Genomic DNA, 13,051 nt, shown 5'->3' on the forward strand with positions numbered 1-13,051 from the left:
TCACGCATGAAGTATCTGGCATTAAATGTCATCAAAAGCGCCACCGAACAGGATCAAACATTAAATGCTACTATTTACAGAGCTGATTTGTAGTGTGAAGAGCGGGTAGATAAAAGCCGAAGTTGTTATGTAGTAAGCTAGTAGTGTAATAGTATGTTGATTAAAAATTAAGAATATACAGATTATGACATGATAGCTTATATATGTGTTGTATGCGTTATGTATGTTCTATGTGGCTCTGTGATTAATCATCAGAAATAAAAAAATCGGGAGTGCATCCCGATTTTTTTGTTTTAAGAACATCTATCATTACTACCAATTATGCTACTTTAGGAATAATTACTCTTGGTTGGAATGATTCTGCTTGTGCAATATTCCAGATGCTTGAGTAGTAGTTACTATCAATATCTTCCTCTAAGAGTGCACCTTCTGCAAGGTAGTAATGCATATTGGAGAAGAGACGAATCTCATTTTCAGATGAACGCATCACTAGATGTTGCGGGAGTAGTTTCGATGGATGTGAAACTCCGGCAGAAGAGAGAATCTCTGAAAGTGCATGAAGCGTATTGTGGTGGAAGTTATAGACTCGCTCAATCTTATCTTCAACGACTAACGCTTTTTGTCGTAGAGGGTCTTGCGTTGCAATACCTGTTGGACAGCTATTAGTATGGCAGCTACGAGATTGGATACAACCGAGAGCAAACATAAAGCCCCGAGCCGAATTAACCCAATCAGCACCAATTGCTAAAGTTCTTGTGATATCGAAAGCAGTGATGATCTTTCCACTTGCACCAATACGGATCTTCTTCCGCAATCCTGTCCCCACTAAGACATTGTGGACAAAGAGAAGTCCCTCTTGTAGAGGCGTACCAATATGGTCAGCGAACTCAATCGGCGCAGAACCTGTTCCCCCCTCTTTTCCATCAACGACAATAAAGTCTGGTAAAATTTTGGTCAATAACATCGCTTTTGCGATCGCCATAAACTCCCAAGGATGGCCTACACAGAGTTTAAAACCAACTGGCTTACCGCCACTCAATTCACGGAGTTGTTGGATAAATTGAAGTAGTTCAATCGGCGTAGAGAAGGCGCTATGATTGGAGGGAGAGATACAATCTCTATCTCTAGGAACGCCTCTAGTTGCGGCAATCTCTTCACTAATTTTATCTTTAGGTAGAACACCGCCATGACCCGGTTTTGCGCCTTGACTCAACTTAATCTCAATCATCTTGATTTGTGGATCAGCCGCTTGTTTTTCAAATTTTACAGGATCAAAGTGGCCATCTTCTGTACGACAACCAAAATAGCCAGATCCTAGTTCCCAGATAAGATCTCCACCATGTTTGCGATGGTAAGGGCTAATGCCTCCCTCGCCGGTATCATGAGCGAAATTCCCCATTTTTGCGCCACCATTGAGCGATTCAATTGCACGCGCACTGAGAGCTCCGAAACTCATCGCCGAGATATTGAGGATTGAGGCGGAGTAGGGGTGTTTACATTCATCCCCACCGATCGTGACACGAAATGTCGCAGGATCAGCTGCCGGTACTGTTGCCATTGAGTGGGTGACAAATTGAAATCCCGGCTCATAGGTGTTTTGTAATGTTCCAAAAGCTTGAACGGAATCTTGTGCAATATTTTTTGCACGAGCATAGACCAATTTACGTTCAGCATGGGTGAAAGGAACTGCATCATTATCCGACTCAATAAAGTATTGGCGAATCTCTGAGCGGAAGTGCTTTAAGATATAGCGTAAGTTACCAATAATAGGGTAGTTTTTACGAACAGCATAGGTATTTTGTGATAGATCAACTATCCCAATAATTGAGAGAATAGCAGTAATGCCGGTTAATACCCACATTGTCGTACTCTGTTCTGCAAAGAAGAGGCCGTACACGGTAAAGGCTAAAACAAAAATAAGGGGTAAGTAACGCCCAAATCGAGCAGCGATATGCATATCAGGGAGCTCCTATATTAGCTAGGTAATGGGAAGGTTAAAAGCGTCATTATCATAACGCATTTTGGAATAATAATTTAGAAATTTTCTCTCGATTTTCCCATTAATTGCAGATTAATGAGAAGATGGTTTTGGATAAAGTTAATGCTCTTTTTCACCGATTTTGTCTCTTAAGTCTCTTATATATATTGGTCTAACGAATTGATCTAAATATATTGATCTAAAAAAACTGGATAAGAATAAAATAGAAGTAAGAATGAATTGTGGTATCAAATAAATTGAGTTATCAATTTTTTGATATTTCAAACTCTCCTTTTACAAGTGATCTTTCTCTCTTGTTTAATCTCCTATTATTAGGCAATGATAACCTTAATTGAAGGGGACTTGGTTAAAATACTACCAAATTACTACATCACTAGATATAAAAAGAGGGATTAGCTTTAACAAATCCCTATTGGTGGTAGCTTACCATCAATTTTGATAGAGGTGTAATGATAGATTTTTATCACACTTATTGCGTATAATAATCGATATGAAAAAGAATGAGCTAAATCCGTGGGATGATCATATTGTCCCTCGTAAAAAATTGGATGAGAAACGGGTTGCTAAGAGCAAGCTTCGTAATGTGCAAGCTGAAATTGGTCAGTTATCGCGCAAAAGAAGTGATCTTAATCCTTATCAGGTACTCACGATCTACCTTAAAAGATCATTACAACTAACCTATATTGAACCTTGGTTTCAAGCCTTTTTGCCACCTCGATTAAAGGGAAAGCTCTTTATCTCGACAATTGGCAAACGCTATTGGGTGATTGGTACTACGCGACCTGAATATCGAATGGCATTTACTTTTTATCAAAAAGAGATTCATAACTCTTTGGAAAATCATCTTAATAAAATTTCGAAGAAACGTTGGAAGATCCCTGGATTTAAGATCGCGGTAATGCCGGAGAATCCTTACGATAAGCTCTATCAGAAAGAGTTAGAGGCGTTGATGTCGATTAAATCTGTACCGATGAAATCGAAAGAGGAGAAGGCTGCTTTTCGTAAAAAACGGCAGGAAGAGCAAGCGGCAAAAGCAGAGGCTGAAGAGAAACGTAGGAGTGCCGCAAGTCGTATTATTGGCACAATTTCGGAGGAGCTCGATCAATATCAGAGTCGTAGAGGTCGGATGGCGCTTCTTGCAACGGAATCACAGGAGTTATCATGAAGGGTGAAAAGCGCCAGCTGATTGAGCAGATGGTTGCAAAAAGCCAGCAGAAATCAGAAGCGAAAAAAGAGATAAGGATTGATAGTGATAGTTTACAGACCTATTACGATGCCTTTTACCAAGGGCATGATGCTTCTCTAGAGTGTGATGAATTACTACGCCAATGGCGTTACTGGCGTGAGCGAGCGATGAATTTTTTGGTGCGTCGTGAACATAGTGAAGTGGAGCTCAGGCAAAAGTTGCGTCAAAGAGCATTACCTGAGTGGTTGTTCGAGCCATTGATTGAGTGGCTCTATAGTAGAGATTACTTAAGTCTTGAACGTTTTGCTTATAGTTATGCTAAAAATAGAGCAGATTTGGGATATGGTCCGATACGTGTCAGTTATGAGTTGAGGGTTGAGCATCAAGTGCCTGAGCATTTTATCAATGAGGCTTTCCGAGAGATCAATTGGGAGAGAGCAGAGGCGGTCGCTGCGCGAAAAATTCGACATAGTGATCCTCTGAAGTATCGAGCAGCACTCTATCGACGAGGATTTAATAGTGATGGTTAGAGGGGTGTTAGGTCAGGCGAGGTGAGGGCTTATAGTGAGATAATCATTGATGTAATAGAGCTTAATTGTGAGAATCTATCGATGATTGTGGTAGCGCTCCATTATGGGGGAATTGTGAAGAATCGCTCGAGGAAGTTTGATCGCTTTTGATCTAACTTCCTCGTTTTATTTAAAAAGTGGGTATAATAAGCGAAATTATTTTCAGTTGATTTCAGTTGATTTTAGAGGAATAGAGATGGCATTAGATGAACGATTGCAGCGATATGGCTTGAGTTTTCAAGACCTACAGAAGCGAGAAGGGCTAGTTGAAGTAGATACCCTTTATCAGCAGATTCTCCCGGAAGAGACCTTGTCGACCCTACTCCAGTGGCGTCGAGGAGAAGCAGAATTTACGGCAATTGAAGAGTCTGAATTTCAAATTGAATTAGGTGCTCATCTCAACCGCTTTATTGCCGAGCTTTTCAATATTGAGAAAGAGAGCGAAGCATTAATTGATCGTGCAAAGCGTTATGAACGATTGATGCTCTTTAAAGAGCAATTTATTCAGCGAGGCGCAAAGCGTTATCGTCAAGAGATTGAAGGCTCTTTCGCAGAACATCATGCAGCCCTTCTTGAAAAGATCGGTGTTTCTGATCAAGATCCTGAATTAGAGGCAAAAATTGCAAAATATGCACTCTCTCTTGATTCCGAAAAAGATGCTGATGAGATTATTGCTATTCATCAATGGGGAGCTTTAGCAGAAAAAGATCCTGAAGGTATTGCGCGCGTTCAAGATTGGATGACCTTTAAATTCGCGGCACGTCTCGACTTTGATCATCTAGTGGCAACAGAAGAGCGTACATTCCAGGGAATTCCTGTCAAAGTAGGAAGTCGTCCTCTTCGTCAGCGAGATGGTTTTGATCTGACGGATCACCGAATGAATCGTTACGAGATCGCAAGTGAAATTGCTTATTGTAAATATTGTCATGACCATGATGGTGACTTTTGTAGTATCGGTTTTCCGGTTAAGAAGGGGGAGCCTGAACAGGGCTTTCGTAAAAACCCCTTTAATGAGACGTTAACAGGATGTCCATTAGATGAGATGATCTCAGAGATGCAACGCTTAGAGAAAGAGGGATTATCGATCGGTTCACTTGCTATCACAATGGTTGAAAATCCGATGGTGCCGGCAACAGGACATCGTATCTGTAATGATTGTATGAAATCATGTATCTATCAGCGTGCAGAGCCAGTCAATATCCCCCAAATTGAGACAGGTGTTTTATCGACAGTATTGGATCTTCCGTACGGCGTGGAGATCTATAACTTATTAGCTCGTTGGAATCCTCTTAAGCGTGAAGATTATCTTCCTGCAGAAGAGAATGGGCGCAAGGTCTTAGTGGCAGGAATGGGCCCTGCAGGATTTACAATGACACATTACCTTTCACAGCAAGGTTGTCATGTCGTGGGCATCGATGGATTAAAGATTGAACCGCTTCCTGCTGAGATCCTAACGCAACCTGTTAGAAACTGGAGTGATTTAGAAGAGCGCTTAGGCGATCGTATTCTTGCCGGATTTGGTGGTGTTGCCGAGTATGGAATTACGGTACGTTGGGATAAAAATTTCCTAAAATTGATCTATCTTACTTTAGCGCGTCGCCGTAATGTAGAGATCTATGGAGGTGTTCGTCTAGGGGGAACATTAACTTTAGAAGATGCCTTTGACCTTGGTTTCGATCATGTCTCATTAGCTGTTGGTGCGGGGCTTCCAAGAGTCTTAAAGATCGACAACTCTTTAGCTAAAGGGATGAAGCAAGCTTCCGACTTCTTGATGGCGATGCAATTAACAGGAGCGGCTAAAGATAGTTCTATTGCCAACTTGCAAGTGCGTCTTCCTGCTGTTGTTATCGGTGGTGGATTAACAGCGATCGATACTGCAACAGAGGTCCAAGCTTACTATATTAAGCAGGTCGAAAAAACACTCCATCGTGTAGAGATATTGGGAGAAGAGAAGATTCGTGAAAATCTCTCGCCTGAAGATGATGAGACATTAACGGAATTTTTAACGCATGGTCGCGAAGTTCGTGCAGAACGTGAGCGTGCAGCGGCTGCCGGAGAAGCGCCAGACTTCAATCCGCTACTACAAAAATGGGGCGGCGTGATGATCGCTTATCGCCGTACTTTACAAGAGTCTCCCGCTTATACTCTGAATCATGAAGAGGTTACAAAAGCTTTTGAAGAGGGAATTCATTTTGGTGAAGAGCTCAATCCATTAGGTGTAGAGCTCGATCAATATGGACATGTTAAAGCGATTCGCTTTATGAAGTCAGGAGAAGAGGAGGTCATTGTGCCGGCAAGAGCAGTACTTGTTGCAGCAGGAACTTCTCCTAATACCATTTATGGTACTGAGTATCCCGGCTCGATTGAGATCGAAGAGAAACACCATTTCCAAGGGTATGATCTTGAAGGCAATCTTGTACCATTTAATTGGGGAACTAATAATAAAGAGCCTTTTGCCCCTTTCACATCCTATCGTCGTGGCGAGAAGCGAGTCTCTTATATTGGTGATACCCATCCTGTCTTTAATGGTAACGTTGTAAAAGCGATCGCAAGTGCTAAAAAGTCAACTCCTATCATTATGCAGGCACTCGATCGCCTTCCTAAGAATAGTAAGCCTAACAATACCTTTTCTCTAGAGATGAAAGAGGGGTTAACAGCGACAATTCAATCGATTGATGCTTCAAACCCGACAGTATGTGAAGTATGGGTTAAAGCGCCGATGGCGGCGCAAAACTTTAAGCCGGGACAATTCTTCCGGATGCAGACCTTTGAAACGGGTAGTGAGATCGTTGCCGGCACACGCTTACAGATTCCTCTATTAACGGTGTCAGGAACAGGCTCAACTGAGGATGCGATTCGTCTTCTTGTCTTCCAATGGGGAACCGGTCAACGATTGATTCCTTCATTAAAGCCTGGAGATCAAGTGGTTCTTGCAGGTCCTACAGGAGCGCCGACAGAGTTACCTTCAGGCAAGACTATTTTAGTAGTTGCCGGTCGCTGGGGTGCAGCTGTGATGCTCGATATCGGTTTTGCACTTCGTAGTGCTGGCAATAAAGTGATCTATATTGCTGCGATGGGTTCTAAGAATGATGTTGATCATATGGATGAGCTTGAAGAGGGTGCTGATCAGATTATCTGGGCGGTTGGTAAGGGGGATCCAATTGAGGCGCGTCGCCCACAAGATCACTCTGTTGTTGAGTGGGATGTGATCAAGTTGATCAAATCTCTCAATGAGCAGGGAATCGTTGATATGGGAGAAGTCGATCGCTTGATGGCGATGGGGTCGACCGGTATGCTCAAAGGGTTCCAAAAAGAGCTCTCTGAGGGCGGTTCTTTGAAGGATCTCTTTAAAGAAGATCTTCATGTTACAGGGACGATCGGCAGCCCTATGCAATGCATGATGAAAGGGGTTTGTGGCCAATGTCTACAGTGGCAAGTTGATCCTGCAACAGGAGAGCGCACCAAAGCAGTCTTTACCTGTTCACAGCAAGATCAGCTTCTTAAAGCGGTTGATTTAGATAACCTTACAGCACGTACAAGCCAAAATAGATTGCCAGATATTATCTCATCCCATTGGTTGAGCTATGTCTTAGAAGAGAAGGCAAAAGAAGAGGGCGCATAGAGTCATTTTGAGAGTTAGAATAATCTTGAAAAGATAGATTAAAAGGATAGAGTTTAAAAAGTAATACAAAAAGAGAGATTCATCAGTATCGATCGATTTACAAAACGAAAAGGTGAGTAAATTGATCAGCTGAAGATCTCTCTTTTCCTTTTTTATTTTCTATTTTTATTGAAAATTAGAAATTAGAAGGGAAGAAGCTCGATCACATCATATGCCGGCGTTTCATAGGGATGCGCTGATTTTAAGGCGGCAATAGCATCATGAATATAGGGTTTTGCAACAACAAGTTCTACGCGCCACTCAGGTACACGTTTTAATTGATCAACCTCACCGGAGTAGGGATTACTGCCAGGGAGAGGTTTGAATTGCCCTTCTCCTAAGACTTGCCAAGCACAGTGTGAATAATTTCCAATTTCACCTCCTTTTGCGGCGAAGATAGCCTCTTTGACTACTTCAAGGTGTGAGTCGGGTACAAAAAAGAGTAGTTTATACATTATTTTCTCCAACTTCGTTAAACTGATTGAGTCTATCTCAATATTGTATATTGTACGGGTATTTTAACGCTCTCTGAGCGTCATTCTACAGAGATTATTATTGATTTAGCAACACTCAAGCGTATTGCTTCAATAGAGATCTAGCATGGGAGATCTAACATGGAATTTTATTATAATCCCCCCATTGAGCCTTGGTTGAGTATCCTCTACCAAGATGAGGAGATTATGGTTGTCGATAAACCGGCAGAACTGCTCTCTGTTCCGGGAAAGGGCGCAGAGCTTCACGATAGCATTATTACGCGCGTACAGTGGGAGTTCCCTGAGGCGGAAACAGTTCATCGTCTTGATATGTCAACAAGTGGTATTTTAGTGATTGCTCTTACGAAAGTAGCGGAGCGGGAGTTGAAGCGTCAATTTCGAGAACGAGAGACCTATAAGCGTTATATTGCCGATGTCTTCGGAATTATGGAGGAGGATGGTGGGATGATTGATCTTCCCTTAATCTGTGATTGGGAGCGACGACCGAAACAGATGGTCTGTTTTGAACGAGGCAAAGAGGCGAGGACCGCTTATCGAGTACTTTTTCGTAATTATCAAGAGAATTTCACGCGTGTCTCTTTAAATCCTTTAACGGGGCGTTCTCATCAGTTGCGTGTTCATCTCTTATCTTTAGGACATGTCATTTTAGGAGATCGCTTCTATGCCCAAGGAGAAGCACTTCAGCAACGATCTCGATTAGCGCTTCATGCTTGTGAGTTAAAATTAATTCATCCTACAACAAAAGAGGCGCTCCACTTTAAGGTTGCGCCCCCTTTCTAGTCTCTTCTCTTTAAAGGATATTGTTGCCGGTGACTGAGATTAGAGATTACTCATTGCCGCACTCAATTTTTGAGAGCGCGACAGTGAGATCCGGCACCATTTAGCCTCTTTTCTTAGCCCCTTTTCTTCGCCTATTTTGCATGAATTAAGCTAAAGGCTATTAGTCGATAGGACAGTAACGATAGAGAAGATTCACCCAATAGTTCGCAACAATAGGGATTAGTTGATCATTGAAGTTATAGTGAGGATTGTGAACAGAACAGCCGTGCGCACCATCAGTCCCATTCCCTACAAAGAGATAGCTTGAGGGAAGTTGTTGTGAGAAAAAAGCAAAATCTTCACTACCAGTCATTGCCGGGAAGTTAGGGATAATCATCTCTTTGCCATAGCAGTCGATCGCGACCTTTTTAGCAAATTCACTCTCTTTTTGACTATTATGAAGGATAGGGTAGGCGCGTACATAATCGATCTCGGCTGTTGCGCCATAACTTTCCGCCTGTGATTGAATAAGTTGTTTGATACGTTCTTCGACGAGATCTTGAACAGCGGCATTGAGGTTCCGAACAGAGAGCCGTAATGTAACGCTATCGGGAATAACATTAAAAGTGGTTCCGCCATGAATAGAGCCTACTGAGATTACGGTCATCTCTAAGGGAGAGACATTTCGCGCAACAATTGATTGAAGATTGAGAACGATAGAGGAAGCTACAACAATGGGGTCAATAGTGAAATTGGGCATTGCCGCATGCCCCCCTTTCCCCTGAATCTTTACGGTAACACGATCAGAGGAGGCGAGTGCCGCACCACTTTTAAAGCCGAAATGACCGAGCGGGAATCCTGGCATATTATGAAATCCAAAGATCGCATCACAAGGATACTTTTCAAGAACGCCGGCTTCGATCATCGCTTTTGCTCCTCCAAGCTCCTCTTCTGCCGGTTGAAAGAAGAGGTTAAGGGTACCTTTAAAGTGAGGGTTTTCTGCAATATATTTTGCAGCCGCGAGAAGCGTTGCGGTATGACCATCATGGCCACAAGCGTGCATAATTCCTTCCCTCTGACTTTTGTAGGGGAGTTGATTCTCCTCCTGAATCTTTAAAGCATCCATGTCGGCACGAATACCCATCTTCGGACCATTCCCTCTTTTGAGTTGCCCTACAACCCCGGTCTTACCAACGCCCGTTTCGACATGATAACCCCAGCTTTTTAGAGATTCTGCAACTAGCTTAGCGGTTTTAAACTCTTCAAAACCCAACTCTGGATATTGATGAATCTGCTGCCGAATTATCATCATCTCTTCTGCAATAGTTTGTAGACCTGGGAGTAGATGATTACTATTAAGATGATTCATGTGAGGCCTCTCTCTATCTATGATTTAATGATTTAGGAATAATGTTTAGAAAATAGTGCAATCTACAATATAACGAGATCTTAAGATCTACTCAAGATTGATTGAGAGATCAATTTAGTGATTGCAATCAGAGAGTGCATCAGAGATTGTATTAAAAATCGAGCAGAAATCAGATCAAAACCTGATTTAAGCCTTGAATAAGGTGCTACATTGCCTGAGAGTTTAAAGATATTGAGTTGAAATTTTAGGTGGGAGGTTCAATATAGATGGAATAGGTAGAGGAGATAGGTAAATGCGGTCGGAGATTTATCTATGACAGACAGTTGTACTAGCATTAGTGAGTTGTACAACCATTAAAAATATTGATATTCAGTGAGGAGAGAAGAAATGGCACGTGGTGTGCGGGGTTTTTTAGCAGAAAAAGGGGTCACATTATCCCCAAAGATCTACTTTATAGATGCATTGAGCTATATGGCGCTTGGGCTCTTTTCATCACTCTTAATGGGACTTATTGTCAAAACATTAGGGCAACAATTGGGATGGGAATCATTTGTCGAGTTAGGAAGCTTTGCAATGAAGCCGGAAATTGTTGGCGGTGCAATAGGTGTAGCGATTGCAGCAAGTTTAAAAGCGCCACCATTAATTCTCTTTTCTGCCGTATTTGTAGGGGCTTTTGGTAATAATATTGGGGGACCTGCTGGGGCTTATGTGGCTGTTCTGATCGCAGTGGAACTTACAAAGTTGATCTATAAAAGTACTAAGCTCGATATTATTATTGTTCCGTTTATCGCTTTTCTAGTTGGTTTCTGGATTGCAAAGTGGATTGGAATACCGATTCATGACTTGATGCGTGGTTTGGGAGATCTGATTAATTGGGCAACAGAGCAACGTCCGCTTGTGATGTCTATTTTAGTTGCAACCGTTATGGGTTTAGCATTAACTGCACCTATTTCGAGTGCTGCGCTCTCCTTTATGTTGGGACTAGATGGCTTTGCTGCCGGAGCTGCCGTGATTGGCTGTAGTGCGCAAATGATCGGTTTTGCAACGAGTAGTTATCGTGATAATGGCTTTGGGGGCTTGATAGCTCAAGGTGTCGGCACTTCAATGTTGCAGATCGCTAATATTATTCGTAAACCTCTTATCTTGATTCCACCGACTGTTGCCGGGATGATTGCCGCTCCCATTGGCGTCGTTCTCTTTAAGATGACCAATAATGCTGCCGGCGCTGGGATGGGTACAAGTGGTTTTGTTGGCCAATTTATGGCTTTTGAATCGATGGGTTTTTCAATAACAACAGCAATTTATGTCTTGATCTGCCACTTTATATTGCCGGCAGTGATCTCGCTTCTTTTAGCTTATTGGTTCTATCAGAAAGGATGGTTGAAATTAGGTGATATGAAGCTCAATTATGAGTAAGTTAGATTGGGATATCTGTTGTTGTATCTATTTTAAACAAGGAATTTGTCCCCTTTACAGCGGTAGGTGTGCTAGTATGCAGAAAGTATCCATTTAGCAATGCGCAAGGAGAGAATTATGACAAATAGAACAGGTATTACTATGGGTGGCAATCCTATTACACTGATCGGCACAGAAGCTATCGTTGGGGAAAAGGGTGCTAATTTTACAGTTGTAGATTTTGCTTTAAAGCCTGTAACATTAGATGATTTTGCCGGTAAAATTAAGATTATCTCTGTTGTTCCATCGATCGATACGGGTGTTTGTGCGATTCAGACAAAGAAATTTGAAGCAGAGGCAACTGCATTGAAAGATACAGTGGTCTTAACAATCTCGGTAGATCTACCCTTTGCACAAAAACGTTTTGCCGGTGAGAATAGTATCGAGAATAACCATCTTCTTTCAGATTATCAAACACATGATTTTGGTGTTGAGTATGGTTTTGAGATTGAAGGATTAGCACTTCTTTCTCGAGGCATTGTTGTATTAGATCGTGATAATGTCATTCGTTATGTTGAGTATGTTAAAGAGGTTACAACAGAGCCTGATTATGATGCAGCATTAGCGGTTGCTAAATCTCTCTAATTAACGCTTTAACTCTTTAATTAGAGATAAGAGGTATCCTGACAGATCCACCCTCTATCTTTTATAAAGAAGGATAAGAGGACAAGAGGAACAGAGGGATTAAAATATCTATTAAGGCAGCTCTTAAGCTGCCTTTTTTCTAGGCAGAGAATCGATCGAGCCGGTTAAAGAGATCATCTAAGATAGTATAGTGATCGCTTGGTAGAAGGATTAGTTCGCTTTTTGCCCCTTCAGCAGATAATTTTTGGTGGTAGCTGAGGCTCTGATAGATCAGCTCAGGAAGTTCATTTTGACCGACTATAATTTTTATCTCTTTGCCCATTGGTGCCGGCAGTGATTGGGGTGAGAGTAGCTCAATCTCTTTTGGACTCAATTGTAAAGCTCGATTGAGATGACTTTTAGCGATCGATTCGAGTTGATAGAGTCCGCTTAGAAGCCATACCTCATCGATTAATGGATGATTAGCATTGAGGGCAGCAAGATGGGCTCCTGCAGAATGACCGATAAGAAGGGTAGGTTCTGTTTGATCGATTCTCTTTTCATAGTGGTAGAGATAATCGAGAGCAATGGTTATTGCTCCATTAATTTCGGTCAATGTTGCTGTTGGTGCTAAGGGATACTCTATTAAGAGGAGATGGTAACCTGCAGCTAAAATTGGTTGCGAGATAAATGCAAAATCAGTTTTATCACACCATTGCCAATATCCTCCATGGATAAAGAGGATTGTACCTTTCGACTCTTTTTGATTGAGAAATAGATCATAAGTCGCTCGATCCTCTAGAAAAGATCGGTGCTGTAATGCTTTCTTATCATTGATCTTATCGTGCTTTGTTAAATAGCTACAGTTAAAGATATGGGGATAACGTTCATAAGCGATTTTACTTCGTATTTTAAAATCGTCTAAGATTCTCCCTTCATCGGCAACTGTAGCACTATTATCGTAATGATATCGCTTTTTCATCCTTCTCTCCGAT

10 protein-coding genes are annotated in these 13,051 nt (G+C 41.9%); 6 read left to right on the top strand and 4 right to left on the bottom strand.

Going from position 1 to position 13,051, the window contains the following annotated elements; genetic code table 11:
- Nucleotides 1–319: 319 nt before the first annotated feature.
- Nucleotides 320–1,957 carry an FMN-binding glutamate synthase family protein gene (locus AC0SAP_RS00490; RefSeq protein ID WP_233146831.1) on the bottom strand — a complete coding sequence of 546 codons (1,638 nt, stop codon included), beginning with the start codon at nt 1,955–1,957 and terminating at the stop codon, nt 320–322.
- Nucleotides 1,958–2,489: 532 nt separating this feature from the next.
- On the opposite strand from AC0SAP_RS00490, the gene AC0SAP_RS00495 reads away from it, so the two are divergent.
- The 3 genes from AC0SAP_RS00495 (at nt 2,490) to AC0SAP_RS00505 (ending at nt 7,376) form a co-directional block, all read left to right on the top strand.
- Entirely contained in the window at nt 2,490–3,164 is a 675-nt protein-coding gene (locus AC0SAP_RS00495; RefSeq protein WP_286478990.1) for a hypothetical protein, read from the top strand.
- Nucleotides 3,161–3,715: a regulatory protein RecX gene (locus AC0SAP_RS00500; protein WP_473382344.1), complete on the top strand. Its 555-nt coding sequence runs from the start codon at nt 3,161–3,163 to the stop codon at nt 3,713–3,715. Before AC0SAP_RS00495 ends, AC0SAP_RS00500 begins: the two co-directional genes overlap by 4 nt.
- A 235-nt stretch (nt 3,716–3,950) precedes the next feature.
- Complete coding sequence (locus AC0SAP_RS00505) at nt 3,951–7,376, top strand: FAD-dependent oxidoreductase (RefSeq protein WP_473382345.1); 3,426 nt, start codon at nt 3,951–3,953, stop codon at nt 7,374–7,376.
- A gap of 182 nt (nt 7,377–7,558) precedes the next feature.
- Here AC0SAP_RS00505 and AC0SAP_RS00510 read toward each other — a convergent pair whose 3' ends face one another.
- A complete protein-coding gene (locus AC0SAP_RS00510; protein WP_109235319.1) occupies nt 7,559–7,870 on the bottom strand; it encodes a YqfO family protein in 312 nt (103 codons plus the stop codon).
- A gap of 159 nt (nt 7,871–8,029) precedes the next feature.
- Here AC0SAP_RS00510 and rluA point away from each other — a divergent pair, with 159 nt between their 5' ends.
- Complete coding sequence (gene rluA, locus AC0SAP_RS00515) at nt 8,030–8,689, top strand: bifunctional tRNA pseudouridine(32) synthase/23S rRNA pseudouridine(746) synthase RluA (protein ID WP_473382347.1); 660 nt, start codon at nt 8,030–8,032, stop codon at nt 8,687–8,689.
- A 160-nt stretch (nt 8,690–8,849) separates the two neighbouring features.
- On the opposite strand, the gene AC0SAP_RS00520 is transcribed toward rluA, so the two are convergent.
- On the bottom strand, nt 8,850–10,037 hold the full coding sequence (locus AC0SAP_RS00520) for a M20 aminoacylase family protein (RefSeq protein ID WP_473382348.1): 1,188 nt from the start codon (nt 10,035–10,037) through the stop codon (nt 8,850–8,852).
- 387 nt (nt 10,038–10,424) lie between these two features.
- On the opposite strand from AC0SAP_RS00520, the gene AC0SAP_RS00525 reads away from it, so the two are divergent.
- A complete protein-coding gene (locus tag AC0SAP_RS00525; protein ID WP_473382350.1) occupies nt 10,425–11,453 on the top strand; it encodes a PTS sugar transporter subunit IIC in 1,029 nt (342 codons plus the stop codon).
- Between the two features lie 117 nt (nt 11,454–11,570).
- Nucleotides 11,571–12,077, top strand: coding sequence for a thiol peroxidase (gene tpx / locus AC0SAP_RS00530; RefSeq protein ID WP_473382352.1), 507 nt, complete (start codon nt 11,571–11,573; stop codon nt 12,075–12,077).
- A 139-nt stretch (nt 12,078–12,216) separates the two neighbouring features.
- On the opposite strand, the gene AC0SAP_RS00535 is transcribed toward tpx, so the two are convergent.
- On the bottom strand, nt 12,217–13,038 hold the full coding sequence (locus AC0SAP_RS00535; protein WP_473382353.1) for an alpha/beta hydrolase: 822 nt from the start codon (nt 13,036–13,038) through the stop codon (nt 12,217–12,219).
- Nucleotides 13,039–13,051 lie beyond the last annotated feature (13 nt).

This window comes from Ignatzschineria sp. PL_is040 (assembly GCF_055813795.1).